36 protein-coding genes and 2 pseudogenes are annotated in these 26,412 nt (G+C 65.4%); 13 read left to right on the top strand and 25 right to left on the bottom strand.

Features of this window, described 5'->3' with window-relative positions; genetic code table 11:
* Positions 1-72 precede the first annotated feature (72 nt).
* On the top strand, positions 73-1,695 hold the full coding sequence (locus tag ACTHN1_RS01085; RefSeq protein ID WP_440469126.1) for an esterase/lipase family protein: 1,623 nt from the start codon (positions 73-75) through the stop codon (positions 1,693-1,695).
* Positions 1,696-1,785: 90 nt separating this feature from the next.
* Positions 1,786-2,049, top strand: coding sequence for a hypothetical protein (locus ACTHN1_RS01080; RefSeq protein ID WP_440469125.1), 264 nt, complete (start codon positions 1,786-1,788; stop codon positions 2,047-2,049).
* Positions 2,050-2,100: 51 nt separating this feature from the next.
* On the opposite strand, the gene ACTHN1_RS01075 is transcribed toward ACTHN1_RS01080, so the two are convergent.
* A complete protein-coding gene (locus ACTHN1_RS01075) occupies positions 2,101-2,418 on the bottom strand; it encodes a hypothetical protein (RefSeq protein ID WP_440469124.1) in 318 nt (105 codons plus the stop codon).
* Between the two features lie 152 nt (positions 2,419-2,570).
* Between ACTHN1_RS01075 and ACTHN1_RS01070 the strand changes: the two genes are divergently transcribed.
* Positions 2,571-3,314: a dienelactone hydrolase family protein gene (locus ACTHN1_RS01070; RefSeq protein ID WP_440469123.1), complete on the top strand. Its 744-nt coding sequence runs from the start codon at positions 2,571-2,573 to the stop codon at positions 3,312-3,314.
* A gap of 24 nt (positions 3,315-3,338) precedes the next feature.
* On the opposite strand, the gene ACTHN1_RS01065 is transcribed toward ACTHN1_RS01070, so the two are convergent.
* Positions 3,339-3,722 (bottom strand): hypothetical protein, encoded by a 384-nt coding sequence (locus ACTHN1_RS01065; RefSeq protein ID WP_440469122.1) that lies wholly within the window; start codon positions 3,720-3,722, stop codon positions 3,339-3,341.
* Between the two features lie 117 nt (positions 3,723-3,839).
* Between ACTHN1_RS01065 and ACTHN1_RS01060 the strand changes: the two genes are divergently transcribed.
* The 4 genes from ACTHN1_RS01060 to ACTHN1_RS01045 are packed head-to-tail and all read left to right on the top strand — an operon-like array spanning position 3,840 to position 5,648.
* Complete coding sequence (locus ACTHN1_RS01060) at positions 3,840-4,268, top strand: VOC family protein (protein WP_440469121.1); 429 nt, start codon at positions 3,840-3,842, stop codon at positions 4,266-4,268.
* Between the two features lie 59 nt (positions 4,269-4,327).
* Positions 4,328-4,642 carry an ArsR/SmtB family transcription factor gene (locus ACTHN1_RS01055; protein ID WP_440469120.1) on the top strand — a complete coding sequence of 105 codons (315 nt, stop codon included), beginning with the start codon at positions 4,328-4,330 and terminating at the stop codon, positions 4,640-4,642.
* Positions 4,639-4,995: an SRPBCC family protein gene (locus tag ACTHN1_RS01050; protein WP_440469119.1), complete on the top strand. Its 357-nt coding sequence runs from the start codon at positions 4,639-4,641 to the stop codon at positions 4,993-4,995. The genes ACTHN1_RS01055 and ACTHN1_RS01050 overlap by 4 nt, the downstream gene beginning before the upstream one ends.
* 44 nt (positions 4,996-5,039) lie before the next feature.
* On the top strand, positions 5,040-5,648 hold the full coding sequence (locus ACTHN1_RS01045; protein ID WP_440469118.1) for an ATP-dependent Clp protease proteolytic subunit: 609 nt from the start codon (positions 5,040-5,042) through the stop codon (positions 5,646-5,648).
* Positions 5,649-5,666: 18 nt separating this feature from the next.
* Here ACTHN1_RS01045 and ACTHN1_RS01040 read toward each other — a convergent pair whose 3' ends face one another.
* The 8 genes and pseudogenes from ACTHN1_RS01040 to ACTHN1_RS01005 all read right to left on the bottom strand — a co-directional run bounded on the left by ACTHN1_RS01040 (position 5,667) and on the right by ACTHN1_RS01005 (position 10,510).
* Positions 5,667-6,080, bottom strand: coding sequence for a hypothetical protein (locus ACTHN1_RS01040; RefSeq protein ID WP_440469117.1), 414 nt, complete (start codon positions 6,078-6,080; stop codon positions 5,667-5,669).
* A gap of 80 nt (positions 6,081-6,160) precedes the next feature.
* Entirely contained in the window at positions 6,161-6,580 is a 420-nt protein-coding gene (locus ACTHN1_RS01035; RefSeq protein WP_440469116.1) for a DUF6970 domain-containing protein, read from the bottom strand.
* Between the two features lie 186 nt (positions 6,581-6,766).
* On the bottom strand, positions 6,767-7,396 hold the full coding sequence (locus ACTHN1_RS01030; RefSeq protein ID WP_440469115.1) for an FMN-dependent NADH-azoreductase: 630 nt from the start codon (positions 7,394-7,396) through the stop codon (positions 6,767-6,769).
* Between the two features lie 115 nt (positions 7,397-7,511).
* Positions 7,512-7,952, bottom strand: a pseudogene (locus ACTHN1_RS01025) (anti-sigma factor); the annotation flags it as partial.
* Positions 7,953-8,047: 95 nt separating this feature from the next.
* Complete coding sequence (locus ACTHN1_RS01020; protein ID WP_440469114.1) at positions 8,048-8,458, bottom strand: hypothetical protein; 411 nt, start codon at positions 8,456-8,458, stop codon at positions 8,048-8,050.
* On the bottom strand, positions 8,451-8,699 hold the full coding sequence (locus ACTHN1_RS01015) for a hypothetical protein (RefSeq protein WP_440469113.1): 249 nt from the start codon (positions 8,697-8,699) through the stop codon (positions 8,451-8,453). The genes ACTHN1_RS01020 and ACTHN1_RS01015 overlap by 8 nt, the downstream gene beginning before the upstream one ends.
* Positions 8,700-8,919: 220 nt before the next feature.
* Complete coding sequence (locus ACTHN1_RS01010; RefSeq protein WP_440469112.1) at positions 8,920-9,600, bottom strand: hypothetical protein; 681 nt, start codon at positions 9,598-9,600, stop codon at positions 8,920-8,922.
* A gap of 70 nt (positions 9,601-9,670) precedes the next feature.
* Positions 9,671-10,510: an N-acyl homoserine lactonase family protein gene (locus tag ACTHN1_RS01005; protein ID WP_440469111.1), complete on the bottom strand. Its 840-nt coding sequence runs from the start codon at positions 10,508-10,510 to the stop codon at positions 9,671-9,673.
* A 137-nt stretch (positions 10,511-10,647) separates the two neighbouring features.
* Here ACTHN1_RS01005 and ACTHN1_RS01000 point away from each other — a divergent pair, with 137 nt between their 5' ends.
* On the top strand, positions 10,648-10,908 hold the full coding sequence (locus ACTHN1_RS01000) for a DUF6522 family protein (protein ID WP_440469110.1): 261 nt from the start codon (positions 10,648-10,650) through the stop codon (positions 10,906-10,908).
* A gap of 46 nt (positions 10,909-10,954) precedes the next feature.
* Here the strand turns inward: ACTHN1_RS01000 and ACTHN1_RS00995 are convergent, their stop codons facing one another.
* The 6 genes from ACTHN1_RS00995 to ACTHN1_RS00970 form a co-directional block, all read right to left on the bottom strand.
* Positions 10,955-11,371: a hypothetical protein gene (locus ACTHN1_RS00995; RefSeq protein ID WP_440469109.1), complete on the bottom strand. Its 417-nt coding sequence runs from the start codon at positions 11,369-11,371 to the stop codon at positions 10,955-10,957.
* A 260-nt stretch (positions 11,372-11,631) separates the two neighbouring features.
* Positions 11,632-11,793 (bottom strand): hypothetical protein, encoded by a 162-nt coding sequence (locus ACTHN1_RS00990; protein WP_440469108.1) that lies wholly within the window; start codon positions 11,791-11,793, stop codon positions 11,632-11,634.
* Between the two features lie 53 nt (positions 11,794-11,846).
* Complete coding sequence (locus tag ACTHN1_RS00985; protein WP_440469107.1) at positions 11,847-12,254, bottom strand: hypothetical protein; 408 nt, start codon at positions 12,252-12,254, stop codon at positions 11,847-11,849.
* A gap of 239 nt (positions 12,255-12,493) precedes the next feature.
* Positions 12,494-13,273, bottom strand: a complete 780-nt coding sequence (locus ACTHN1_RS00980; RefSeq protein ID WP_440469106.1) for a hypothetical protein — start codon at positions 13,271-13,273, stop codon at positions 12,494-12,496.
* A gap of 140 nt (positions 13,274-13,413) precedes the next feature.
* On the bottom strand, positions 13,414-13,755 hold the full coding sequence (locus ACTHN1_RS00975; RefSeq protein WP_440469105.1) for a hypothetical protein: 342 nt from the start codon (positions 13,753-13,755) through the stop codon (positions 13,414-13,416).
* 48 nt (positions 13,756-13,803) lie between these two features.
* Complete coding sequence (locus ACTHN1_RS00970) at positions 13,804-14,466, bottom strand: CPBP family intramembrane glutamic endopeptidase (RefSeq protein ID WP_440469104.1); 663 nt, start codon at positions 14,464-14,466, stop codon at positions 13,804-13,806.
* Positions 14,467-15,113: 647 nt separating this feature from the next.
* On the opposite strand from ACTHN1_RS00970, the gene ACTHN1_RS00965 reads away from it, so the two are divergent.
* Complete coding sequence (locus ACTHN1_RS00965) at positions 15,114-15,872, top strand: VOC family protein (RefSeq protein WP_440469103.1); 759 nt, start codon at positions 15,114-15,116, stop codon at positions 15,870-15,872.
* Positions 15,873-16,056: 184 nt separating this feature from the next.
* Here ACTHN1_RS00965 and ACTHN1_RS00960 read toward each other — a convergent pair whose 3' ends face one another.
* From ACTHN1_RS00960 to ACTHN1_RS00935, 6 genes are all read right to left on the bottom strand, one after another.
* Complete coding sequence (locus ACTHN1_RS00960) at positions 16,057-17,043, bottom strand: amidohydrolase family protein (RefSeq protein WP_440469102.1); 987 nt, start codon at positions 17,041-17,043, stop codon at positions 16,057-16,059.
* A gap of 279 nt (positions 17,044-17,322) precedes the next feature.
* Complete coding sequence (locus tag ACTHN1_RS00955; protein WP_440469101.1) at positions 17,323-17,739, bottom strand: GFA family protein; 417 nt, start codon at positions 17,737-17,739, stop codon at positions 17,323-17,325.
* A 16-nt stretch (positions 17,740-17,755) separates the two neighbouring features.
* Positions 17,756-18,220, bottom strand: coding sequence for an SRPBCC family protein (locus tag ACTHN1_RS00950; protein ID WP_440469100.1), 465 nt, complete (start codon positions 18,218-18,220; stop codon positions 17,756-17,758).
* A gap of 2 nt (positions 18,221-18,222) precedes the next feature.
* Complete coding sequence (locus ACTHN1_RS00945; RefSeq protein WP_295375652.1) at positions 18,223-18,537, bottom strand: ArsR/SmtB family transcription factor; 315 nt, start codon at positions 18,535-18,537, stop codon at positions 18,223-18,225.
* Between the two features lie 79 nt (positions 18,538-18,616).
* A complete protein-coding gene (locus ACTHN1_RS00940; RefSeq protein WP_440469099.1) occupies positions 18,617-19,234 on the bottom strand; it encodes a glutathione S-transferase family protein in 618 nt (205 codons plus the stop codon).
* A complete protein-coding gene (locus ACTHN1_RS00935; RefSeq protein ID WP_440469098.1) occupies positions 19,231-20,661 on the bottom strand; it encodes a M20/M25/M40 family metallo-hydrolase in 1,431 nt (476 codons plus the stop codon). Before ACTHN1_RS00935 ends, ACTHN1_RS00940 begins: the two co-directional genes overlap by 4 nt.
* Before the next feature lie 165 nt (positions 20,662-20,826).
* Between ACTHN1_RS00935 and ACTHN1_RS00930 the strand changes: the two genes are divergently transcribed.
* The 4 genes from ACTHN1_RS00930 (at position 20,827) to ACTHN1_RS00915 (ending at position 23,328) form a co-directional block, all read left to right on the top strand.
* Positions 20,827-21,303, top strand: a complete 477-nt coding sequence (locus tag ACTHN1_RS00930) for an Lrp/AsnC family transcriptional regulator (RefSeq protein WP_440469097.1) — start codon at positions 20,827-20,829, stop codon at positions 21,301-21,303.
* Between the two features lie 26 nt (positions 21,304-21,329).
* Positions 21,330-22,532 carry a pyridoxal-phosphate dependent enzyme gene (locus ACTHN1_RS00925; RefSeq protein ID WP_440469096.1) on the top strand — a complete coding sequence of 401 codons (1,203 nt, stop codon included), beginning with the start codon at positions 21,330-21,332 and terminating at the stop codon, positions 22,530-22,532.
* Positions 22,533-22,545: 13 nt separating this feature from the next.
* The gene (grxC, locus tag ACTHN1_RS00920; RefSeq protein ID WP_440469095.1) at positions 22,546-22,806 is read left to right on the top strand and encodes a glutaredoxin 3; all 261 of its coding nucleotides are present in this window, start codon (positions 22,546-22,548) and stop codon (positions 22,804-22,806) included.
* 87 nt (positions 22,807-22,893) lie between these two features.
* Positions 22,894-23,328, top strand: a complete 435-nt coding sequence (locus ACTHN1_RS00915) for a GNAT family N-acetyltransferase (protein WP_440469094.1) — start codon at positions 22,894-22,896, stop codon at positions 23,326-23,328.
* Positions 23,329-23,515: 187 nt separating this feature from the next.
* On the opposite strand, the gene ACTHN1_RS00910 is transcribed toward ACTHN1_RS00915, so the two are convergent.
* The 3 genes and pseudogenes from ACTHN1_RS00910 to ACTHN1_RS00900 all read right to left on the bottom strand — a co-directional run.
* A complete protein-coding gene (locus tag ACTHN1_RS00910) occupies positions 23,516-24,376 on the bottom strand; it encodes a TSCPD domain-containing protein (RefSeq protein ID WP_440469093.1) in 861 nt (286 codons plus the stop codon).
* 120 nt (positions 24,377-24,496) lie between these two features.
* A complete protein-coding gene (locus ACTHN1_RS00905) occupies positions 24,497-25,039 on the bottom strand; it encodes a hypothetical protein (RefSeq protein WP_440469092.1) in 543 nt (180 codons plus the stop codon).
* Positions 25,040-25,306: 267 nt separating this feature from the next.
* Positions 25,307-26,412 (bottom strand): annotated as a pseudogene (locus ACTHN1_RS00900) (ribonucleoside-diphosphate reductase); the annotation flags it as partial.

The following is a 26,412-nucleotide window of genomic DNA, read 5'->3' as shown; positions in this document are numbered from 1 at the left end:
GGCGTCCAAATCCGTAGCCATCTCTGGGACTAAGCTGTCCCGCGCGACGGTTCCCGCCGACAGGAGTTCACGATGGCCAAGATGGAAGCGCCCTACTACCCGATCATCTATGTCCGCGGTTACGCGATGACCCGCGGCGAAATCGACGAGACCACCGCGGATCCGTTCTGCGGGTTCAACCTGGGATCGACCGTATACCGCGCGGTGTCCGATCCCTCCCGCAAGCCGCGCAAGTACGTGTTCGAATCGCCGATCGTGCGGCTGATGTCCGAGTTCGGCTATTCGGATGTCTACGAGGACGGCCGCGACATCCTGGATCCGGAGTGGGAGACCGACGCCGAAGGCCAGCCGACCCGCAACCGCCTGGGCAGCCGCTCCATCATCATCCATCGCTACTACGACAACGCCTCCGGCCTGTTCGGCACCGGCACCACGCCGAAGATCGAGACCTTCGCCCGCGAACTGGGCGATCTGATCGTCAAGACCCGCGATCTCATCTGCAGCAATCCCGACAACGGGGTGAAGCCGGCGGATTTCCGCTGCTACCTGGTCGCCCATTCGATGGGCGGGCTGGTCTGCCGCGCGTTCCTGCAGAACCCGGCGCTGGATCCGAAGCAGGCGCGCAAGTACGTGGACAAACTGTTCACCTACGCCACCCCGCACAACGGCATCGACGTGGCGGGGGTCAACGTGCCGCAGTGGCTGTCCGCGTTCGACATGAACAATTTCGACCGCGACAAGCGGATGCCGGAGTACCTGGATCTCAAGGCGGCGGCCAAGCAGCACAAGCGCGTGGATCTGATTCCCGAGGATCGGTTCCCGTCGCGGCGTGTGTTCTGCATGGTCGGCACCAACCGCATGGACTACACCACCGCCGCCGGGCTCTCGCGCACCTTCGTCGGCCATGGCAGCGACGGCCTGGTGCTGATCAAGAACGCGACCCTGCGCGGGTTGAACGCGGACGGCTCCATCGGCGCGTACTGCGCCAAGGCCTTCGCCTATCGCGCGCACTCGGGCTTCTTCGGCATCGTCAACAGCGAGGAGGCGTTCCAGAACCTGGCCCGCTTCCTGTTCGGCGACGTGCGCGTGGACGTGTGGCTGGACGTGGACGACATCCGCCTGCCCGAACCGGTGCAGAAGGCGGTCGACCAGGGCCGCCAGGTGGACGCGCTGTACCAGGTCGAGGCGCTGGCCTCGCCGCGCGGCAAGCTGTGGTACCTGACCCGGCGCGTGTCCGAGGAGGATTCGGTGTCGTGCTTCTCGCAGGCCGAGTGGAAGCAGCAGAAGTCGCACTACCTCTCCAGCGTGTTCCTCGCCAACCGCGCGCGGGTCAATCCGGACCGCCGTTCGCTGTCCTACGGCATGACCCTGGGCGTGCGCGTGCCGGACTACGAGATCGAACGCAAGCTGTGGATCAACGAGCACTACGAGGGCGGATACCTGTTCCGCAATTCGCTGATCCTCGACCTGACCCCGCCGACGCAGGCCGGCGGCAAATGGAAAATCAGCTATGCCTGGCAGGACGCCGGCGTGGCGGCCGCGCACACCGAGATCGACGCAAGGAAGATAAGCGGCGAGGAAGTGGAGATCGCCATTCCCTTCGACAGCCACACCGTCGCCGCGGACGGCAGCCGGCAGCCCAGCGTGCCGGGCATCCGCGGCAAGGTGCGGCTGCGGATTTCCGCCTGGCAGTGAGCGCGAACGCATCGCCGCTCCGCATCGGCGCCACTTGCGCGGGAACGCGCGAACCGATGCAATGGCCGTACCACGGACAAGGAAGCTTCCATGACACTCTGCAAGCAGGATCACCGCTACGACGAGCGCTTTGAATCGCTCCCGCATGACCAGGGCGGTCCGGGCCGCCACCGCTGCGCGGGATGCGCCTACGAACTGGGTTATGAAGCCGGCAAGCGCGGCGATACCCGGTTTCGTTTGAATCTGGACGCGCTGCCGGACAGCCAGGCAGGCAGCGTGCGTCATCGCGATCCGGAAGCAGCTTACGCGTTGGGCTACCGGTTGGGCGCGATGGCCGCTGGAAACCCCGGGTAGTCGCGGCTCATCGGCGCCGGTATCGGCGTCCCGCCTTCGGGCGGCGTCCCCTTATCCGGAACCCGCGCGTGACCGCGCGGGCGCCTGCACGCCATGGGCACGCGCGCGGTTGCCCGGAGCGGACGTCTGCGCCGGCGCCTCGGTCCGCGCGCCGTACGCCATTCCGACGCCGCTGACGGCGATGCCGGAAGGCGACGCGTCCGGCCCGCTGCCGCGCGGCGTCAGATGGACCGTGGCGTCGGCCGCAACCGGGTTCCGCTCATGCGGCGCGGCGCGCTCGTGCGCATTGTTCCGCCCCAGCGAATACGCGCTGGCCCACAGGCACAACATGCCGGCCAGCAGCAGCATGTGACGGGTGGCGCTCTTCATCGTGCTTCTCCGAACCGGCGCGCCGGGGTCGGCAGGGCATACACCCTGCGCCTGGCGGAGTGACGAACAGGTCAAATCCGTGAGCCCGCCGCGTTGCGGGCGACGCGCGCGGACGCTAGCGTGGCGGTCCCGGTTTCCGCGAGTGCCCGCCAATGCGCCTGTTCATCTGCCTGCTGCTTTCGCTGTGGCTGGCGTTCGCGCCGCCGGTGGCCGCGCAGACCTCGCCGCCCCGCGAGGAACATGCCGGCGGCCTGCGCCTATGGGTGTTCGAGACCGGCGGCGGCAGGCCGGATCAGCCGTTGCCGTTGATCCTCGCCCTGCATTATTCGGGGGGCACGCCGAAAGCGCTGGCCGATGCCTTCACCGGCCTGCGGGTGCCGGCGCGGGTGATGCTGCCGGAGGGGCCGCATCCGCGTCCGCAGGGACATTCCTGGTTTCCGCAGGGGTATGGCCAGCGCTCCGCCACCGAACAGGCCCCGCTCACCCGCGAGAGCGAACAGCGCCTGTTCGATTTCCTCCAGGCCGTGGAATCCCGCTATCCGGGGCGCGGCAAGGCCATCGTCACCGGCGTGTCCTACGGCGGCGATCTGGCCTTCCTGCTGGCGCTGGATCATCCCGACCATGTCCGCGCCGCGTTTCCGGTGGCGGCGCGCCTGCTGCCGGACTGGCTGCCCGCGCGACCCGCCTGCGCGACGGCCTGCCCGATGCTGCATGCGCTGCATGGCCGCGATGACACGACCGTCCCGATCGGCCCGACCCGCGCGGCGGTGGACACCCTGCGCGCGCGCGGGTTCGACGCCGGGCTCACCTCCTATCCCGGCGTCGCCCACGACTTCAGCGCCGACATGCAGGCGGATCTGCGCGCCCGCATCGAGACGCTGTTGCGCGCCCCCTGACATACGCTCATCGCCGACGCGCGCTCAGCGCAGCAGGCACCTGGGCGCCAGCAGGCGATGGCTTTCGAGCAGGTGCGCCGACATCGCATCCCAATCGGTATCGGCATCCAGGCCGACGCCGGCGATGTCGGGCCACCACAGCGGCTTGAAGTACGGACGCTGGCGGAAGCGCATCGAATCGCCCTCCGACAACGACGTCCGGAACGTCAGCACGGCCAGTGGCCCCGGCAAACCGGCAGCGCGCGCGTAGGCGGGCGGCCAGCCGTTCTCGATCATCAGCGCGTGGGTGAAGTCGCGCCTGCCGATCATCCAGCGCGTGCCCGCCCAGGCGGTTTCCTCGCAGGTGGCCGGCGGTTCCAGGCACAACATGCGCAGGCGCGCGAGTCCGTCTTTCCGGTATCTGTCCACGGCCCATCGCCCTCTCCCGGCGTTCAAAAAAAAGCGGCAACGGCTTGAAGAAATCGTGAAGCGACGCGCGGCGGCCGATGCTATAAGACGGATCCCCTCCAACCCCGGACCCCGTCCATGGAAACCAACGAACTCCACCGCGGCCGCCTGATCGATCACCTGCAACTGGTGGTGCGCGATCTGGATGCCAGCCGCCGTTTCTACCAGGCCGTCTTCGATGTGCTGGAGATTCCGATGAGCGGCAGCGGCGAGGATTACTTCTGGGCCGACGAGCTGTTCGTCTCCACCGTCAGCAGCGCCGCCGCGCAGGGCGAGCTCACCGGCCGCCATCATCTGGCGTTCCAGGCCCGCGACCGCGCGATGGTCGATGCCTTCCATCGCGCCGCGCTCGCGCACGGCGGCCGCGACAACGGCGCGCCCGGCGAACGCGCCTACCATCCGGGTTACTACGGTGCGTTCGCGCTGGATCCGGACGGCAACAACATCGAGGCCGTCTACCACGGTGAAGCCAAGCGCAGCGCGCCGTCGGTGAAGGTCACTTTCTAGCGGCGTTTCGCCCTTCCAGGCACTTGCGCAACACATAAGCAATCGCTAATGTGTTGCGCATGGTCGAGAACGACATCTTCAAGGCCCTGGCCGACCCGACCCGCCGCGCGATCTTCGAGAAGCTGGCGGCGGGACGGATGAACGCCAGCGCCCTGCGCGATGGCCTGGACATCAGCCAACCGGCGATGTCCCAGCATCTGGCCGTGCTGCGCAATGCCGGGCTGGTGCGCGAGGAGCGCGAAGGCCGGTTCATGAACTACGAAGTCGACCCGGACGGCCTCGCGCTCATCGCGCGCTGGCTGGCGCGGTACCGCGCCTATTGGCCGGCCCGGATCGATGCCCTGAAGGCACTGCTGAAGGACATGGACCAATGAACGAAACGGCCGAAGAAACCGGAACCGACGATCTGGTGCTCGAATACGAACTGGATGCGCCGCCGGACAAGGTCTGGCGCGCCATCAGCATTCCGGAATTCCGCGAGCGATGGTTGCCGGATGGCGCCCTGGCCGACGCCGTCCCGGTATCCACTTCCGGCGACGGGGAAATCCGCTACCGGGTGCGCGACGACCGGCCGCCGTTTCTCGAAAGCGTCGTGACGTTCCGGATTCGTCCCAATGAAAGCGGCGGCAGCACGCTGCGGATCATCCACGCGCCGCCGGATGCGCGCCTGGCCCGCCTCGCGCCGGCCGCCAACGACGACGCCCCCGTCCTCATGCGCGCGGCCTGACGCCGCGCGTTCCCCGCCACCGTCTGCAAACCAGGAGTTCGCGCATGCGCGAAACGATGCAGCTCGTCCCCATGGTCATCGAACAGTCGAGCCGGGGCGAACGATCCTTCGACATCTACTCGCGCCTGCTGCGCGAGCGGATCATCTTCCTCAACGGCGAAGTCAACGACAGCGTCTCCGCGCTGGTCTGCGCGCAGCTGCTGTTCCTGGAGGCGGAGAATCCGGATCAGCCCATCCATCTCTACATCAATTCACCGGGCGGCCTGATCACCGCCGGCCTGGCGATGTACGACACCATGCAATACATCAAGGCGCCGGTGCACACGCTGTGCATGGGCACCGCCCGCTCGATGGGGTCCTTCCTGCTGATGGCCGGCGAACCGGGCGAGCGCAAGGCGCTGGCCAACGCCAGCCTGCACGTCCACCAGCCGCTGGGCGGGTTCCAGGGCCAGGCCTCGGACATCTTCATCCACGCCGAGGAAATGCGGAAAACCAAGGAGCGCGTGATCCGCCTGTATGCCGAACACTGCGGGCGAACCTACGCGGAAGTGGAGCGCACGCTCGATCGCGATCACTACATGAGCGCCGAGGAAGCGCGGGACTGGGGATTGATCGATCGCGTGCTCAAGCACCGCGAGGCGCAGGCGGCCTGAGGCGGGGCACAGCCGCGCTCAGGCGCGCAGCACGCCTTCCACGTGGTCGCCGAACGCCGCGTGCAGGGCGTCCTGATCGCTGCTCAGCTCGCCGCGCATCCGCTCCGCGTCCAGCGGGCGCACGACCCAGTCGTAGCGTCCGCTGCGCCAGCCGTTGCGCACGTACTGGGCGACCGCGACGTAGTAAACCGGCCCCGGACCGACGCAGTACCAGAACGCCGCCAGCGGCGCGTGATCGCTGTAGCGCGAGACCTCGTGGGTGACCCGCTTGACCACGGTGATGTCGGCCACCCGCAGCACGCCCGCCTCGCCCGGAAAAGTCAGGCCGTCGAAGGATTGCTGCAGCAAGCGCTCGCCGACCCGGCTGTGCTGGACATGCAGCATCACCACGGCGGCGAAGATCAGGACGGAAACCAGGAACGCATAGACCATGACGGAGCCCGGGAAGAAACTGGCTGCGGACTATCTTAGTCCCGGCCATCGCGGCGTGCCTGCCGATGGCCGGGGCCGGTTCACGGAGCGCCCAGTCCGGGCGGAACGGTCGGCGGATCCTGCTGGTCCGGATGCGCCCATATCCGCGTGGCCCGGGTACCGGCATCCATCGGGCGCGGGCATTTGCCGTCGCCCGCGCCGGTGAAGCCGCCGGAGGGACTGCAGATTTCCTTGCCGCCGGCATCCAGCAGCGGATTGAACTGATCGCAACAGGGCGAGACCAGGTAGAAGGCGGGCTTGCCCTGATGGGTGATCCGCCAGATCGTGCTGGGCGCCAGCCGCGCCGGCTGGCGCTCGTATCCGGCGATCCTGGCGCGCAGCCAGTCGGGGGTATCGGACGTTTCCGCCTTGCCCGGGTCGGCGCCCGCCGGAGCATGCGCGCACGCCGCCATGCCCAGGGACACCATCAGGAGCGTGATCGCGCACAGAACCGGTTTCATTGCCCGCCTACCCTCGCGAAAAGACGGCGGAGACTATAGCCCACCTCTCCGTGGAAGGCGGCGGCATTCCTCCCGTCCGCCCGCGATCTCCGTCGACTCAATGCGGCGTGGCCACCCCGCGTCCCATCGTCTGCGCCGCGGCGCCTGGAATGCATCATGCTGGCCAGCGAGACGATGCCGAAGCGTTCACGACCGCATCGCGAGCGCCTTCGCCTGGGCGATGGCGTCTTCCCTGACCCGCGCCAGGCGCTCCGGATCGGTCAGCGTGGGCGCCAGCGCGACTTCACCGGCCGCCTCGACGCCGAGGAAACGCAGCCACTGGCGCAGGTAGGGCCTCTGGAAATCCTTGTACTGGGTGATCGCGCCGTCGGAAAAATCGCCGGCGCTGGAAACCATCAGGAAGGCGCGCTTGCCGGACAGCAGCGGCTGGTAGCCCTCCGCGCGCGACCAGCGCCAGTTCTGTCCGGGCAGGGTCACGATGTCGATGTAGTGCTTGAGCCGGTACGGCAGCCCGTAATTCCACATCGGTACGCTGAACACGTAGACGTCGGCGCGGTTGAACTGCTGCGAGACCCGCACGGCGCGATCCCATTGCGCCTGCTGTGCGGCGGTCGCGTTCTGCGCGCGCAGCACCGCGAACTTGGCCGCGATCATCGACGCGTCGAACTCGGGCAGATCGAGATTCCACACGTCCACCGCTTCGTGCGTGTGCGCGGGATGCGCCTGCCGCCAGGCATCGAGGAACGCGCCGGCCAGGGCCAGCGAGCGGGAGCCCTCGCCGCCGGGCGAAGCGCTGACATGGAGCACGTGGGTCATGGAATGTCCTTGCTGCGGTTACGCCGCACGCCGTATGGGGAGCGGCATTCTTGGGAACGCCGCCACCACCGCACAAGTACGCACTTCCAGGTAACCGGGCGCGCGGCCCCGTGGCTCAACCGCCCCGCAGCAACGGCGCGATCTCGCGCATCCGCGCCTGGGTGGCGGGGCCGACGAGGGCGAACGCGGTATCGCCTTCGGCCCGGTACTGCGCCAGCAGGCGGCCATCGCGGCGTTCGCCGGTGGTGTTGCGTGGCGTGCGTGGCCGCAGGTACAGCCCGACGCGCTAACCTGCCGCGTCCTCGTAGACCAGCATCGCCGCCGCGCCTTCCGGCGTGGACAGCAGGCGTCCCGCGTGCAGGCGGAACCCCTGCGCGCTCAGATCCGGCACTTCGCCGGCCGCGCCGAAATGCGTGCGCAGCCAGGCGCGCAATGCCTCCGGCGCGATGTCGCTACCGGCGGCATCGGCGTCGCTGGTGAACAGGCGATATGCGGCCACCGCGTCGGCCATCGGCAACTGCTCGCTCGCCAGGCGCAGGTCGCGCCATTGATGGCCGGCACGCGGAAGGCGGAAGCACGCGAGCAGGCGCCGCTCGAACCGGACGACAATCCCTGACCCGCACACAGGGAGGCGGCGCCTGGCCGCTTCCCTCAGGGCCGGACTTTCTTCCACTCCTCGAACTCGACCCGCTTGCCGTCCTTCCACCGCTCCAATCGCCAGACATCGCCTTCCACGCGATAACGGAACGAATAGGTGCCGCCGTCCTCGACTGCGAAGGAGCGTTGCGCCAGCGTCTCGGTGTACCGGCCGCCCTCGGCTTCGTACCGTCCCGCACCGCCCGCCCAGAACTTGTCGCCGGACTGCATGGTGAAGGAGAACCGGCCATCGGCCAGCACCTTCTGGCCATTGAACCGCATCTCCGCATACGTCTTCGTCTGCCCGTCCTCGGCGACGTACTCGCCGCCCTGGAGCTCCCAGGCGCCTTCGAGGGCTTTGTCGGTAGCAAGTGCGGGGCCGAGAACCAGCAACGCACATAGGGCAAAGCCCCATCTCTCATGCATGGGTGCCCTCCAGAGGCGTTTGTTCATTACTTGTCCCATTGTCCGTTTCCATGGCGCGCCACTTCCAGCTCTCTCCCGCGAAGCCGCGTTTCTTCCGTTTCCGGAGCCAGGATGAAAAGAACACGACTCCCAGTCCCAGGTTCAGGCCGACGATGCCATCGACATCGGCGAGATAGCTGATGACTGCAATGCAGACGCAGAGAATTGCCAGTACCAGCCAAGTTCTTTTCTTCCATAGCATTACCGACATTCCTTCCTCCCGTTGGCGAAAAGCCGAACAATCCACCCACCGTCATCCGGCGCTCACGCAGCCAATACAAGGCAAGCGCCAAATGGATCCCGGCTTCCGCCGGGATGACGACCGACGCGTCACCGGCAGGCGATATCCCTCCGGCACGCCGCCTCCCTCTCCGTCGTCCCAGCGAACGCCGGGACCCAGATTGCTTTCCGCGCCATCGCCGCTACGGCACGCGCACGGCTCCCCCTTTCCGCTCGATCGCATTGGCCAGCAACACATCGTAGAGATCCACTCGAATCTTCATCAGCGCGCCGGAAGCGGAAATCAGATACAGCAGCACGACAAAAGCCCCCAGCATGGCCAGCCATCCGGGAATGGCAAGAAGACTGTCCCGGTTCATCAACAACAGGAACAAGCCTCCCGCCACCGGCAGAAAACCCAATCGGGAGAATCCTCCCGACAGCAGTCCCAATCGTATGTCCAGTTGTTGCCGCCACATCGATGTCATGCGTCGATACTCCACCAACTGGCTCTCTGGAAAGGTAACCAGCCAGTTCGTCAACTCGCGGAAGTGTTCGACATCGTGGTCCAGCTGCGCTGCCTGCTCGCTCTTCCAGTTCCTGACGCCGCGAAGGATGACCCACAACGAGCGAAGGACGAAGGGGGCGCCGCCGGCAATCGCCGTGCAGAGCCCGACCTGTGCCACATGCACCATCCACATCTGCGGGCGCATGAACTGGATCAGCACCGCAGGAGTGAGTCCGACAATGACACCGGCACCGCCCAGCACACTGAGCCACCACATCCATCGAGGAGTGTTGAGAACCGCCGCGGGCCCATCGGGCATCGCCGCCAGACGCCGCTCCAGCGCGGCCAGCGAAAACGTCTCTGACGATTCGGACATCCTGCCTCTCCCTGATTCCCTGGCACGATTATGCAGCTCCCCTCCCTACAATCAACGGAGCGACACTCTCCTACTCCGCCGCCTCCGGAAACACCGGCAACTTGGCGACATCCGCTTCCTCATGCTGGATGATCAACGTCGCCTTGAGGTTCTGCGCCAGTTTGGCGAAGCGATCCATCGAGGCCAGCGATTGCGCGCGGTCGGTGTTGAAGGAGGGCACGCCCCGCATGTCCAGGTTCTCGTGCAGGTGCACCACATCGCCGGACAGCAGTACCGGACCGCGCTTGGGCAGGTTCACCAGCAGGCCGTGGTGGCCGGGCGTGTGGCCGGGCAGATCCAGCATCACCACGCTGCCATCGCCGAACACGTCGAGGTCGCCGCGCACCTTCTCCACCTTTGCATCCTTGCCCAGCCACGGCGCGAAGCGCTTCGTGCGTTCTTCGTGGCCCGGCGTGCCCAGCACCGCGTAGTCGCCCGCGCCGATCAGCAGGGTCGCCTGCGGGAACTCCGCCGCCTGGCCGATGTGGTCGAAGTGGTAATGGCTGATGCCGATCTTCGCGATCTGCGCCGGTTTCACCCCGATCTGCGCCAGCTGCTCCACCACCGTCTTCGCCAACGCGGTCGAATCCTCCTTGCCCTGCATCAACGGCTTGCCCAGATACTCGCGCGACAGGCCGGTATCCCACAGCAGGTACTCGCCGCCATGCCGGATCAGATAGCAGCTGCCGACAAACAGCTTGCTCTGCCCCACGTAGGCACGTGTGTCGGACATTTCGTCCAGGTTGTAGGTCCACAGCTGCCCGCAATCCAGGCGCCACAGGCGCAGCTCCGGCGCCCCCGGGGATTCGGCGGCCATCAGCGCCAACGGAAACATGAGCAGGACTGACGCGAAACGGCGGACTGCGTTCACGGGGACTCCCATCAGAGGACCAAATCTGGCGTTCACCAGTATGCGTCATCCAGGGCGGGACACCTCTGCGCTGGACGCGGGTCAAGACCGAAAGGCCCGCTTCCGGCCAACAATGCGTGCCCATCCGGAGCCCCACGATGACCATCCCGCCCCTGTCCGTCCGTCCCGCCCGCAACAACACGCCCATCGCGGTGGACGGCGGCGCGGTCGCGCGCGAACTGGATCTGGACGTGGCGGTCTTCCGCCAATTGATGGACGCGGAAAAGATCACCGTGCTGTGCGAACGCGGCACCGGCGAGGATGAAGGCACCTGGCGGGTCAGCTTCTATCACGATGACCGCCGCGCGCGCTTCATCGTGGATGCGCGGGGGCGCATCCTGGATGTGCCCGCGTCCTGATGGTTGCCGACGCCTGACGCTGCAAGCCGGAGCCGGGCCGGCGGCATCAGCCGCCGAACTGCGCCGCGCCGGCCTTCATGCCTTCGCCCATGTCCTTGCACCATTGGGCCTCGCCCATCGGCGCCGACGACAAGGGCTGGACCACACCCCCCACCATCACTTTACCCTCCCTGCCCATCTGCTCCACGGCATCGCCATCGTGGCTTTCAGGCGCCATGGCCTGCATCAGGTTCACCAGCAGCTCCGCGTACTGCCGGCTCTCCGCAGTCAGATAACCCTTGCCGATGCAGTACTCCACCGTCCCACGCGTATTGCGGCTCATCTCGTAGGCCATCTTCACGCTCATCTCCTGATCCGGCTGCGCGGCGGCTTCCGGCGTCCGGGCCGCATCCTGCGCGGAAGCGGCGCCCACGGCCAGCAGCAGGGAGGTCGCGAGAGTGGCGAGGGGGATGCGGTGTTTCATGAATCGGTCCTTGTGTCGGAAGCATGCGATGTATCCATGCAGGGCACGAGGCCGTGCTGGGGATCCAACGGATTGTCTCCGATCATCAGGATTTCCCGCCATCGGCGCCCTTACTTTTTTTGACGAACGAGCTGATCTGCTGCATTCAATCGCTACGCGCGTGATGTTTCTGGCGAGAACTCGAAGCGGCTTGGGAAGAATGAAGTAGACCGTGCGCCGATCGTTGGCGTCGCCACGCTTCCATCAGGGATGTCGCCGTTTCAGCCGTAGATGCGACGGGTGATTTCCTCGTGTACCGGCTCGATCAAGACCGGCACCGACAGACGGGCCAGCATGCGCTCCACACTCGCCGTGATGCGAGGCGAGCGCGGCCCCATGGTCGCGACCACCATCGCCGCTGCAAGAGAACGCTTGATGCTCACTCCACGGGAGTCCAATCTTTTTCAAGCGAATCTTGCGCCATATTGATACGAAATCACCACTCGGCGAACCAGATCAGGTTTCCAAAGGGATCGCGCATGTAAATCACCCGCCCTCCCGGGAGCTCATGAGGACCATCAAAGCAACCGCTTGGAATTTCACTCCAATCCCCGGTCATATTGAACTCCGGAAGATTTCGCCTCATGTGTCCAATGAGCGAATCAACATCTATTTTTTCAAGGATCTTGAAACCTGCATCTCGACCTGAGCCTTGAAGCAGGTTTACGTCACGGCCCAATTTAATCCTCATCCTGTTGTTGTTGAGGACATCACCGCCTTCTATCAGGAACTCTCGATCTTCCGCTACCAAACCTTCCGAAGAACGGCAGCGAAAAGGAAGTTTTTCGCAGTAGAAATCATAGGCAGCAAGAATATCGCTTACGAAAATCTCAGGCGTAGTCATGAAGGCAGCACTCCGGCCGTCAAGGTTGATATCGGATCCGGACTTTGGCTTCGACCTGTCCTTGCTGACACGTGCACATCGTGCAGTGACTGCTGCTGGCTTGGCTTTGCCATACGCCCCCTGTACCAGCGTTTGACTTCCCATGAGCGTCCGTCCGCTTCACGCTGGACCTCGCGTCATTGCCTTTCCCTGAGTCCACGCCGTTGGAGTGAAGGCTTCTTCCCACCCGCAAGCGACCGTCAATCCTTTTTCGCCACGCGGATGGTCCCGCCGTCCACGTTCCACATCATGTCGCCGGGTGGCGTCATCACGTAGAGGGGCTTTTTCGCCCAGAGGCTCCAGAACACATGGATCTCGGTGGGCGTGGGATCCAGCAGATGGGTGATCATCAATCCCACGGCCTTGGCGTCGTTCTGCAGGACGATGCAGCTGCGGCTGTATGCGCGCTGCGAAACCAGCCTGCCATCCTTCACGATCATGCGATGGGCGCCGCCCACCGGCAGTTCCTCGTAGCGGGTCGTGCCGGGTATCAGATAGACCGCCCAGGCGCCGTCATCGCCCGCCGCCGGCAGCGTCACCGTGTTGTAGCGCGCGGGGCAATGCTCGAAGCCAGCGCCTTCCGCCACGGTGCGGGCGGCCGCGGCTCCGGCCTCATAGGCGCTCAACCGCTCCGGCGTTGCCAGTGCGTCAACCGGACCGGCGACACCCGCGTCGGACACCGTGATCCGATACAGCGCCTCGGGCGTCCGGTCCACGAAGGTGACGGTGATGCCGCGTTCCGTCTCCTGCGTGATCCAACCGGCAACGCGGGCGTCGTGATCACTCCCCCAGAGTGCCATCAGCGCGTCGGTCGCCAACCACGCGGCCCGGTCATGGCGATAGAGGGCCGCGCCGGTACTGGCGGCGGCCTCCAACGCGGTGGTCTGTTCTTCCGATGTCAGGGGCCTGGGAGCGGGTTCGGCGGCGGACGCCGCCAGGTTGCCCAGCGCCAACAGGATGAAAAACAGGTGGTACCGCATGTGATCTCCTTTTCAAGCTCATCCAGCGTCGTCCGTTCTGAACCAGCAGGGAAGCACGCCGCCTTCCGGCAACTTGCGCAGCATGCAGGCCAGCCAATCCTTGCGGATCGATTTCCCCGGCTGAAAGATTCCCCGTTGGCTCAGAACCCTATTCGCGCGCGCACCGACACCGAATGGTCCGGCTGGACCACCACCTTGACGGCGTAATTCCCGCCCCCTTCGAAGTACCCCTGCTCCGGCCAGGCGACGGCGCGCTCCCCTGTCCTGAAGGATACGGCGATTCCGGACTCGCCGCGCGGTTCCACCCGGACCGTGCGGCTCTGGCCGGGCGCCAGGACTTCGGCGACCGGTACGGAAAATCCGGTGCCGGCGATCCTGACCTCCTGCAACGGGGTTGCCGACTGGTTGGTCACCTGGACCGGCGTACCCGATGAACAGGCGGCCAGCAGGAGGAGCAAGAAAGCGATGCAGAAGTGTTTCATGGAGTTCCATCAAAAAGGGTTTGCGGTGCCGTTATAGCAACGCGACGATCACGACATCCCGAGGACCAGCAGCGCCACCAGATCCAGCAGTCCGTGCGCCAGGATGACCGGCCAGAGCCGCCCCTTGCGGGCAAACCACCAACCCAGGATCAAGCCGATCACGATGATGCCCAGCACGCCGAGCGCTCCCTGGTAGAGGTGGTAGGACGCGCGCAGCGCGACGCTGGCGTTCACCGCGAACGAGGTACCCCGGGTGCGTTCCAGCGCGCGTATCACGTAGCCGCAGACAAAGACCTCCTCGAAGATCGGATTGACGATGGACACCGCCAGGATCGCCAGCACCGACAGCTGCGCGCCTTCCATCCTTTCCCACCATGGCCCCGTGCCTTCGGCCAGCAAGGCCGCGCCGGACACCAGCAATGCCGAGCCAATGAAGCAGAGCTGGAACAACATGAAGCCCATGCGCAGATCCTGCCAGCTGAACTCCAGGCCCAGCATCGCGGGTCGCCAACCACGCGCCCACAACAGGGGCGCCAGCAGGGCGAACAGGACCAGCTCCATCAGAATCAGCCCGATCATGCCGGCATCGTTGATGGCCACCTTGTCCGTGGGCAGCGCGCCCATCAGCGTCCACACCCCGCTGGCGATGAAGTAGCCGAAAGCCACGGTCACCACCACCCAGAATTCGGTCCGTTGAGACCATGTCGTCATCGCGTGGTCATCCTGCCGCGTCCTCAGTTGCGTTCCCCGGACTGCGACATTTTCTTCGGCCAATCCGTCCCCTCGGTGGTGAGCGCTGCACGGCATTTCCCAGATGCGCATTGCTCGCTCCACGACCGGCGGCGCTCAAATTATCGCAGGTCATTATTCTCACAATCCGTTGGCGCTCCTCGCTCCAGCCACAAACCCTTGAACCCTATCGGCTCGCGTGGAGTACATCCATTCCAGCAGCACAATGCCATATCCACCCGGAATAGCAGGTTGTTGAACAGCCTGTCCATGCTTTTCCTCATCACGCCGCCATTGCCGGAATCCGCCATTGCCGCTCTCCCAATAGTGAAGAATTCAACTGCGAGAACGGCTCTTCGCTCGTTCCAACCCGGCAACCCTGTGCCAGGATGGACTCAGGAATCAATCAGACAGCAGGCAGGATGGGGTGTATGCAAGCCCCGGGATAGAGGACATTCGGACGACGAATTGACAACGCGAGATTTGGCTATGGAACGCTCAAAGTTAGTCAACACCGCCGGCCTCAATTCTTCATGCCCGGTTTCCCGACAAGGAAACGAGACCCCATGAGCCAACCGCGCATGATCTTTCTGGTGAAGGAAATGAGCGGCTTAGCATGATCCAGTTGCGTGGTCACCTCGACCTGCTGTCCCAACTGGCCTGCCCTACGCTTCCGCAAGGACGGTCACCACTGCGCGCCGATTCCCCTGCTGCCCCTGATCGATTGCTTCGCCTGCCTCGCCCAGGACGTCAGCGACGCGCTGGAAGCACTGCGTTACCAGGACGGTGAGTCCGGGGAAGAAACGGCGGAAGCCGCCAGCCATGCGCAGCGCGAACACGGGCAGCCAGCGCCCGCGTTCCCGGTGCCCCTCGCGCCACAGAGACACATCAACCAGCGCATGTACCGACGGGCGATCTATCATCCGTCGGACGTCCGGCTTTCGCCTGGACCCGGAGCCGCGCCCATGCCCATCCACGCTATCAACCACGTGACCATCATCGTGCGCGACATGGATCGGACCGTCCGACTGTTTGTCCAGGCCCTGGGCGCCCGTGAGGAATACCGGAGCCCTGAACGCGAGTACTCGAAGTATCCGGAGACATTTCTCAGGATCGGCGATCTGTGGCTGGTCGTCATGGAAGACGCGCATATCCAGCGCGCCCGCTCCTACGATCACATCGCCCTCAGTATCGATCTGGAAGCTGTTCCTGAGGTCACGCGCCGCCTGATCGAGGCAGGCGCGGAGGTGGTGCCGTCACGCCCCCGGATTGGCGCGGAGAGCGCATCCGTCTACTTCTACGACTTCGATAATCATCTGTTCGAGCTGCACGCCGGGGACGTCGCCGACAGGCTGCGCCACTACGCCGCCGCCCGGCAGGGTGTCTAGTCCAGCTGGTCACCGGGCTCAATTCCGGGCGGGCGTTGCCCGCGATGGAGAGACGGCATGACCTCCTCGCGCCCGCTCCCGCACGGGTGAACGGGTCCCGATGCCCGCGCTCTTCGTCAGCCAGCAGCGACCGCTGCCGTGGGAGCGCCTTCACTGGTAGCGACGCCTTCCATCTGCATCCGGCTCAATCGCCCTGATTCAACAGAACGTGCGCATTCCGGTAGCGCACCTTGGCCACTTCCTTCTCGTCCAGACCGAGGCGGTTCAAGGCGTCGACATTCTGTGTGAGCGTGAACTGCGGATAGTCGGAACCGAGCAGGATGTGGTCGATGCCGACGTTGCGCATGGTCCAGACGAACTCCTGCTCCACCGGCGAATCCGCCACCAGCGCCACGATGGCCGATACGTCGAAATAGATGTTGTCGCCCAGCAGGCCCTCGGCGGTGCGCGCCGCCTTGAGCGTGTTCCAGAAGCGGAAGTTCATCCCGCCCATGTGCGCGAAGATGATCTTGGTTCCCGGCGCGCGCAGCGCCAGATTGAACATCTTCTCGCTGTCGCCCGGCAGGATGTTGGCGTTGTCGATCAGCACGATCACCCCCAGCTCGCCGGCACGGGTGACGAGCGCCAGCACGCGCGGGTCATCGGCCTCGAACTGCTGGGTATGCGGGTGGATTTTGAGGACCTTGGCACCCTGTTTGGCGACGCGCTCCAGTTCCATCAGCGCCGCCTCTCCGTCGTAGGGATGGACCGTCACCACCGGCGTCATCCGGGGATGGCGGGCCGCCAGGGCAAGAATGCCATCGTTGCCGGCGCGGATTTTCGCCATGTCCCCGGCCAGCGCCTGATTGGGACCGCCGAACCACATCGCCGCGAATCGGGCCGGTCCCAGTTTGCTTTCCTTCAATTGCGCTTCATACGCCGCAAGCGACTTCTCGCCGTCCCACAGATGGACGTGGGAATCAAACAGCGCGGATTGGGCCGCGGCGATCGGTGCGATGACGGCCAGCGCCAGCGCCGTGAGGGTGCGTCGCCATCCGGCCACGGACGTTGCAGCGGCACGACGATTGTGGAGGGACCTCATTGCGCTTCTCCGGAAGGGACTTCGCATCGGAAGTTGTTGCATCGGCTCGGTGGCGTCCGCCTTCACCCACTGGACGCTTCCGGCGCGCAAGCCCGGCTTCGCTGGGAATGTCCGGGAAAACCTACCCATCCCCGGCTCGCCTGCGCGTTCGCGCCTCCTCCATCAGATCCTCCACCAACCCGGCCAGAAACGATGGGACGGATGCTGATATGGCGAGCCGGCAGAGGAGAAATTTCGTCGGTCGATGGTATTACCGCGCGTCGCGGGGCTGAATAGGTCAGACGTTGGGGTGCCGTTCCGCCCGGGAGGGGGAGGTTCCGGACGATCAGCTTGGCCGTGCGGGATCCGCTCCGTGGGATCCCCGGGTCTTCATGCCTGCGGCATCGTCTGGAAGGCAGGCAAAGAGGGCGACATGTCGTCCCAGTCCAGGGCACGTACGCGGTAAGTCAGCACCTGGGGGGTGAAGCGCCTGGGGTCATCCAGGCTGGCCGCCGCGACGGCAATCAGATCCGGCGATTCGGAAAAGCGCAGATGGGTGGGCGTGCCGCAGATCGGGCAGAACGCGTGGATCTTCCGGTTGCCGCTGTCGCTGGCGACCTCCCATTCGGTGGCCTGACCGGTCAGGGTCATGTCGGCTCGGGCGGGAAAGGTCAGCCAGGATCCGTGCCCGGTGCCGCTTCGGCGCTGGCAATCGCGGCATTGGCAGTGATTCTGGAAAATCGGCGCGTGCGGAGTCGAGTAGCGGATGGCGCCGCATGCGCAGCCGCCGGTGAATGGCTCGGTCATCGGTGACTCCAGGTCGTCAGGACGCGATCGGTTTTGCGAAGACATCCATGCCCTGCCCCGTTTCCAGCAACGACTTCAGGCTGGACAGGACAATCGGCCAGCCCCGCTGGATGTTGCGGGCCATCTCGCCGTCGGCCTGGAGTTCCTCGTGGGTCACCGTCAGCCGCACCATGCCCTCATAGGGCGCGATATCGAAACTCACCCGGCTGTGGGCATCGGGATTGCCGGCCTGCGAGGGATCCGCCCAGGTGATGACCAGGCGCGTCGGCGGGTCGATGGCAACCACCTTTCCCACCAGTCGCACCGCTCGGCCGTCATCGGCGCGCACATGCTTCCAGTCGGATCCCGGCGCCCAGTCCGAAACGTTCTCGTGCCCCCAATACTGTCGCGCCACTTCCGGCCGGGTGATGGCCTCGAACACTTTCTCCGGCGTTGAACGGATATAGGTGACATACACAAAGCCGATTTTGTCGTTGCCCATGATCATTCCTTTTCCAGTTCGTTCTTGAGGTCGTGCAGGAGGGTGAGTCGCTGACGTTCGAACTTGCGCACCCAGCGCTCGTAGACTTCATGCAGCGGGACCGGATTGATGAAGTGCAGCTTTTCGCGGCCACGCCAGACGGTGCTGACCAGCTGCGCGGCTTCCAGAATTCCGATGTGCTGCGCCGTCGATTGCCGCGCCATGTCGATCTGCTCGCAGAGCGAGCCCAGGGTCTGTCCATTCCGCTCGCACAACAGGTCGAGCAGCCTTCTTCGCGTCGGGTCGGCTAGCGCCTTGAAAACCTTGTCGTCGTCCATCCCGGTGCATCGGTTGAGTGCGCCCCATTATGCAGGCGATTACCTGCATGTCAATGGCCCAGGCGGGCGCTTCCCCCGCTCAGTCATGGGTTTCCCCGTGCAGCGGCGTGGCCCGCATCGACGCCCGCTGCTCGAAGGCGTCGAACCACTCCGTCAGGCGGGGATGCCCGGTCCGGAAATCCGGCAATTCGCGGAAGGCGATCCAGCTCAGGGCAGTGGCCATCGCGATATGGCCGACATGCAGAGGTTCGTCCGGCGCGATTTCGTTTTCGAGCCAGTCGTAGGTCGTCAGCAGTTTTTCGATGTAGCCATCCCTCAATGGCGCGTAACGCAGTTCCACCGGGCGTCGCACCGTTTCCCAGCGCAAGGCGATGCCCGCGTCGGCGATTCCCTGCGCGGCCGCCTGCAGGCGGAGCGCGTTCCAGCGTGCTTCGCCACTCGCGGGAATCAGGCGCGGCCCATCGTGCAGGGAATCGAAATAGGCGCAGATCACGTCCGAGTCGAAGAGGGGGCTCGCCCCTTCGCGCAGCAGCACCGGCACCTTGCCCAGCGGATTCTGCGCGAACACCTCGGGGTTCTTCGCGGTGGGACTGGTTTCCTGATGGATGACTTCAAGCCGCGGCGCGATGCCGACCTCGTGGGCAAACACGAGCGCCTTGCGGGCGTAGGGCGAATGGGTCTGATAGAGCAGTTTCATGGGGTCGTTCCGTCATGGGTCGTGTCCTGCGCGGGCACGGTGGAAGCAAAGGCATGGCTGTCGTGGGAGCCTGCCTGCAACTGGACATCCCGCAGGATGTGCGCCAGCGCGATGGTGATGCGGATGGCGGTAGGGACATCCAGGAACTCGTCGGGTCCATGGGCGTTCGATTGCGGCCCGAGCACGCCGGTGACGATGAACTGCGCCCGCGGGTACCGCTCCCCGAGCATGGACAGGAACGGGATGCCGCCCCCGCCGCCGATCGATGCCGGGCGTGCGCCGAAAGCGGCGATCGACGCCTCTTCGACGATGTGTTCCAGCCAGGCTGGCATGCTCGGCGCCAACCAGCCGCCTGATTGCAGCTGGGGGGTGAACTCCACCTGCGCGCCGTACGGCGGGTCGGACTCGAACAGGCGCTTGAGCGTGGCCGCCGACCGCACCGGATCCAGGGTCGGCGGCAACCGCAGGCCCAGCTTCAGCGTCGTGCTCGGCTGCGTCACGGCGGCGGCGTTCGCGACCGAGGGCAGCCCGTCGATGCCGAGCACGGCCAGCTGGGGTCGCCAGGTCCGGTTGAGAATCAACTCGCTGACCTTGTCGGCCACGGGACGGACGCCGCTGGCCAGCGGCAACTGCGCGTGGAAGTCGGCGCCCAGGGCTTCGGCGGCGACATCCGCCTGCGCGCGGCTGGCGTCGGGAATGGGGACGTGGAAGGCTTCCATCACTTCGCCGCTGTCTTCCGACTCAAGACGCGACAACAGCTGGCGAGCGATGCGGTAGCTTGACGGAACCACGCCGGAGCCATCGCCGGAATGGATGCCCTGCTCCAGCACGCGCACCGTCAAGGTGCCGGCCACCTGTCCCCGCAGGGATGTCGTCAACCACAGCTGATCGTAATTTCCGCAGCCGGCGTCGAGCGCGAACACGACCGCCGGAACCCCGATGCGATCCGCGAGATGATCGATGTAGGCGGGCAGATCGCCGCTGCCGGATTCTTCGCAGGCCTCGATCAGGATCAGGCAACGTGGCAGCGATGCGCCCTGATCGTGCAACGCGCGTATCGCCGTGATGGCGCTGAAGAGCGCATATCCGTCGTCGGCGCTCCCGCGCCCGTACAACCGGTCGCCTTCCCGGGAAGGGGTCCAGGCCGAGCGACCGTTCGTCCAGCCGTCCATGGGCGGCTGCTTGTCCAGGTGCCCGTAGATCAGGCAAGGCGTCCCCGCGTCGCCGGGTATGTCGACCACAAGAACCGGGGTGCGCGTCCCCAGCCTGAGCATCTCGACCGAGGCGCCGGGCACGCCCGCCAGTTGCCTGGCCGACCACTCCTGCATGAGCTCGGCCGCCCGGTCGATGTGCCCGTTGTCCCGCCACCGAGGATCGAACGCGGGCGACTCGCACGGGATCCTCATGTAGGCCAGCAGGGCCGGCATGACCTCCGACGACCAGGCTTCTTCGATGAAATCCTGCAGCTGCGAAAAATCCATGACACCTCCAGATGGGAGGTGAGATGCTACGGGCGCGTCCGGGTGGGTACGCCGCGATTCACGCGGGGTTTGCGCCTTTTTTCTGCACATGGGCGGGGTTAGGATGACGCCATGCACCTCGACCGCTTCGACCGACAGCTTCTCAATCTGCTGCAGGAGGATGCGGGCCAGACCGCCGATCGCCTGGCCGAGCAGGTGGCCCTGTCCGCGTCCGCCGTCCAGCGCAGGGTGCGTCGCCTGCGCGAGTCCGGTGCGATCCTGCGCGACATCTCCGTCGTGGATCCCCGGCACGCGGGCAAGCCGACCTTCTTCATCGTCGCCGTCCAGGTGGAGCGGGAGCGTCCCGAACTGCTCGCGCAGTTCCGGAAATGGCTGGCCTCCCAGATCCATATCCAGCAGGCGTTCTATGTGACAGGGGAAGCCGACTTCATCCTGGTCATCACCGCGCCGGACACCGAGACCTACGACGCGCTGATGGCGCGCATGGTCGGCGAGAACGCGAACGTAAAGCGGTTCACCACCAACGTCGCGCTGGGCGTGGTCAAGCGCGGCCTGACCATTCCCTTTCCCGGGGAAGCCGACGCTTAAGCCGGTGTAGCGGCGGAACGCGGTGCTTGTTTTCTTGCGGTTCCGCCTGCGCGATTGCGGATAATCCGCACGGCAACGGCCCGTTTTGCGGCCAGACGGCGCGCAGGCCTGCGCATACTGCCGGCATGAAATCTTCTTCGAACCTTTCGCGCGACTGGAATCCCGGCGACATATGGGAAGGCTACCAGGCCACCTCGCTCCTGGAGATGCCCGGACTGGCCAGGGCCGCCGGGGTCGCCCGGGTCTTGGTCAAGAACGAGGCCGAGCGTCCGCTGGGCAATTTCAAGGTATTGGGCGGAATGGCCGCGGCACTGCGCGCGATCAGGCGCCACGCCATGAATTCGCCGAACGCGGATGGCACCGCCCATCGGCGCCTTCGCCTGGTCTGCGCGAGCGACGGTAATCATGGCCTGGCGGTGGCCTCCGCCGCCCAACGCGCCGGTGTGCGCGCCACCGTTTACCTGCCCCATGACGTGAGTCCCGTGCGGGTCGATCGGATCAGGGCGACGGGCGCGGACATCGTGCTCGTGAACGGCACCTACGACGATGCCGTGCAGTGCGCGCAGGCGGCGGCACTCGCGGAAGACTGCCTGCTGGTTCCGGACACCACGCCCGAGGCCGACCACCCGGTGGTGAAGGACGTCATGGCCGGTTATGGCGTGTTGACGGATGAACTCATCTGCCAGCTCGCCGCCGCCGGCAACGTCCAGCCGACCCATGCCTTCATCCAGGCGGGCGTGGGCGGGCTCGCGGCAGCCATCGCGGAGGGTCTGCATGCCCACATGTACGCCGCCGGCCGCATCGTGGTGGTCGAACCCCACAGCGCGGCGTGCGTGGCCCGCGCCCTGCGCGAGGGACGGCCCGTTCGCATCGAAGGACAACTGCGGACCGCGGCCGAAATGCTCTCCTGCGGCCTGGCCTCGGCGCCGGCGCTAGAAATTCTGCTGCGTCACCGCGCCCACGCGATGGGAGTGAGCGAATCCGAACTGGAAGCCGGACCGGCGCAGCTGCTGGCCGCCGGAGGCCCGGCATCAACGCCCTCGGGCGCCGCGGGCCTGGCCGGACTGCTGGCGGCGTCCCGCCAACCGGAGCAGCGGGAACGTTGTGGCCTGGACGCCGGAAGCATCGTGCTGCTGGTGGTCACCGAAGGCCCGCCCGACGTCACGACCGCATCCACCGCGCAGGACACGGATGTTCATCCCTTCCCCCTTCCTTCCCCCGCCTACTGAGGAGCACCACATCATGCCGCGCATCGTCCTCTACACCATCGCCACCTGCGCCTTCTGCATGGCGACCAAGAACTTCCTCAAGGCCAGGAACCTCTCGTGGAGGGAGCTGCGGGTGGACACCGATCCGCAGGCACGCGAAGCGATGGTCGCCGCCACCCATCGCACCTCCGTGCCGCAGATCGTGATCAACGACGTGCCCATCGGCGGTTTCGACGACATGATGGCGATGAACCGCAGCGGCGCGCTCCAGCCGCTGCTCTCCGAAACGCCCTGAATCACCGTCGCCCCTGATTGACGGCGCGGCCGGGGCCTGCCCAGAATCGCCTCACCCCACCCATGCGCTTGCCGCAAGCGACCGTCGATGACCATTCTTATCGAGCATGCCGTTTCGGACGAACAGATCGCCGCGACGTTCGACGTCATGCGCCAACTGCGCCCCAACATCGAAAAAGCCAGCTACGTATCCCTCATCCGGGACCTGATGGCCAGCGACAACCTCAAACTGCTGGCGCTCACCGACGACAACGTGGTGCGGGCGGTGGCCAGTTACCGCGTCATGAACATGATCTATTGCGGTCGCCTGCTCTATGTCGACGACCTGGTGACGGACGAGCGCGTCCGCTCCAAAGGCTATGGTTCCCAGCTCATCGCCAGATTACGCGCCGAGGCGGAAGCTCTGGAATGCTCGGAGATTCAACTGATCTCCCGCACCATCCGCGAACAGGCCCATCGCTTCTATTTCCGCGAAGGGTTCGGGATTGAGTGTTTTCAGTTCAGGATGCGGTTGGAGAAGTAGGTGGATTGAGGCTCGGCTTCGGAATGGTTCGACCCATCTCGGCCGATCTGCGTTCCGCTTGAATTAAACCCTCTTCCTGCCAATTTCACTGCAGGCTCAGAGACGCTGTTTCGCCTACATGGTCATAAAAAAAGAAAAAGAGCCTCGCAGGCCCTTTTTCTTTACTACGGTCAAGTACGGCTAAATATCACCCGCACTTCGAATACCCACAGTTCAAGCACGTCGCGCAGCCGTCCATGATGACGAGCGCCTTGGTGCTGCATTTGTGGCAGAGGGTGGCGGAGGGCGGGAAGCTGGCGCCGTCGCCGGTGACGGCGATGTCTTCGGAAGCGCCGGGGGTGTTGGTGATGGAAGGGGCGGTGCCGGGAGCGCCCCCTTCTGCCCTGCGGGCATCTTCCCCCGCTGCGGCGGGGGAAGGGATGGGCGGGGGGGTTACTTCAGAGTTTTTTTTTGCGCGATCTTCGTACTGCTTGCGCTTTTCGGCCAGGATGGCGCGCTGGTGGTCGCTCATTTCCGGGTCGTGGATGAGGCCGATCGACTTCATGTGCTCTTCGACGATGGCGCCCAGTTCGGCGACCAGGGACGGCATGTAGACGCCGCCGGCCTTGAAGTAGCCGCCGCGCGGATCGAACACGGCCTTCATTTCATCGACCAGGAAGGTGACGTCGCCGCCCTTGCGGAACACGGCGGACATGATGCGGGTGAGCGCGACGATCCACTGGAAATGCTCCATCGACTTGCTGTTGATGAAGATCTCAAAGGGGCGGCGCAGTTCGTGCTCGGTGCCGGCGTTGAGCACGATGTCGTTGATGGTCACGTACATGGCGTGTTCCACCAGCGGCGACTTGATCTTGTAGGTGCTGCCGACCAGCACTTCCGGGCGCTCGATGCGCTCGTGCATGTGGATGATGTCGGCCTTGGGCAGTTCGGCCTCGGCCTTGGCGCGGGTGATCGACTCGGCCTGCACCGGGGGCGCCGCTTCGCGCGCCTTGTCTTCCGGGGTGAGGACGCTGTAACCCTTGATTTTCTTGTCGATCTTGACGGCCATGGCGGGAAATCCTGTTGTGTGTCGTTGTGCTAGTTGGTGAGGGAACCGCCTTCCGGGCGGTGGTGCCCTGAGGCCTGTCCCCTCTCCCGTTGAAGGGAGAGGGGAAGGCGGTGCTGCGGGTTACTTCCTGGCCGCCTTTTTGGCGGCTTTCTTCACGGTCTTTCTCGGGGCTGCTTTGCGGACGGCTTTCTTGGCCGCCTTCTTGGGTACTGCTTTCTTCGCTACGGCTTTCTTCGGTGCCGCCTTGCGGACGGCGGCCTTCTTCGGCGCCGCCTTCCGGGCCGTGGTTTTCTTCACGGCTTTCTTTGCCGCCTTGCGGGCGGGGGTCTTCTTGGTCGCCTTCTTCGCGGCGCCGGTGGCCTTGCGCTTGAGCGCCGCGGCTTCCTTCTTGGCGTTGGCGCTGGCGGCGGCCAGTTTCTTCTTGGCCTTGGCGACGGTCTTCTTCACCGCCTTGCTGGCCTTGCTGGTGCGCTTGGCGACGGCCTTCCTGGCTTTCGCGATATCGGCCTTGACGGTCTTTTCCGCCTTCTTGGCGGCCTTCTTCGCCTTGGCGACGGTGGCGCTGGCGGAAGAGGCGACCGCGCCGCCGAATTCCATCGCCTTTTCCTTCACAGTCTCGGCGGCGTCGGAAAGCGTCGCCGTGACACCATTACCGTTGCTCATGTGCCCTCCTGTGGGCGTTCTGTCGGATTACGTCGCCGATGCTATACCCAGCTTCGCGGTTTTGCAGCGGGGGCTGGGGGTTATGGTTTTTTGCCTTTCGGGGCGGGTGGTTCAGGAGCAGGAGCAGCTCGCTGCGCTCGCCCCCCTCACCTGCCCTTCGGGCATCCTCTCCCGCGGGCGGGAGAGGAGACTTTCAGTTGGGTTTATCTGGTCGGAGTTCTTCTTGCGGGCTCGGCACGGCTGCGGGGCAGCGCACGCCGTCGGCCGTCAGAACTTGCCGTAGTAGCCTTCCTTGAGCGCGTCGAACAGGTTGGCGGCGGTGTGCATCTCGCCGTCGTATTCGATCTGCTCGTTGCCCTTGACCTCGACCACGCTGCCGTCGTCCAGCTCGAAGCGGTAGGTGGTGTTTTCCAGGTCCGCTTCCTTGACCAGCACGCCCTGGAAGGCGGCCGGGTTGAAGCGGAACGTGGTGCACCCCTTCAGGCCCTGCTGGTGGGCGTAGCGGTAGATGTCCTTGAACTCTTCGTACGGGTAGTCCGTGGGAACATTGGCGGTCTTGGAGATGGAGCTGTCGACCCACTTCTGCGCGGCGGCCTGCACGTCCACGTGTTCCTTGGGCGAGATGTCGTCGGCGGCGATGAAGTATTCCGGCAGCCTGGCGTCGGCGTCGTCGCTGAACGGCATGGCCTTGGGGTTGACCAGTTCGCGGTAGGCCAGCAGCTCGTAGGAGTAGACGTCGACCTTTTCCTTGGACTTCTTGCCTTCGCGGATCACGTTGCGGCTGTAGTGGTGGGCGAACGAGGGCTCGATGCCGTTGCTCGCGTTGTTGGCGAGCGACAGGCTGATCGTGCCGGTCGGCGCGATCGAGCTGTGGTGGGTGAAGCGCGCGCCGGTCTCGGCGAGTTGCTCGACCAGGTTCGGCGCGACGGTGGCGATGCGCTGCATGTAGCGGCTGTACTTGGCGTGCAGCACGCTGCCGCGGATGGTGTCGCCGATCTTGTAGCCGTCCTTCGCCATTTCCGGGCGCTGGCGCAGCATGGCGGCGGTGACGGTGAACAGCTCGTCCATGATCGGCGCCGGACCCTTCTCCTTCGCCAGGGCCAGGCCCATTTCCCAGCCGGCCACGGCCATCTCGCGGGCGATGGCTTCGGTGAACTCGCAGGACTCGGCGCTGCCGTACTTGTGCTTGAGCATGGTCAGGGTGCTGCCCAGGCCCAGGAAGCCCATGCCGTGGCGGCGCTTGCGCAGGATCTCCGCCTGCTGCTGCGGCAGCGGCAGGCCGTTCACTTCCACCACGTTGTCCAGCATGCGGGTGAACACGCGCACGACTTCCTTGTATTCCTCCCAGTCGAAACGGGCCTGGTCGGTGAAGG

It is taken from the genome of Pseudoxanthomonas sp. (genome assembly GCF_051953815.1).
Classification (GTDB): Bacteria; Pseudomonadota; Gammaproteobacteria; order Xanthomonadales; family Xanthomonadaceae; genus Pseudoxanthomonas_A.
Note: the sequence above shows the minus strand (reverse complement) of the source record. Positions and strands in the feature narration are given on the sequence as shown.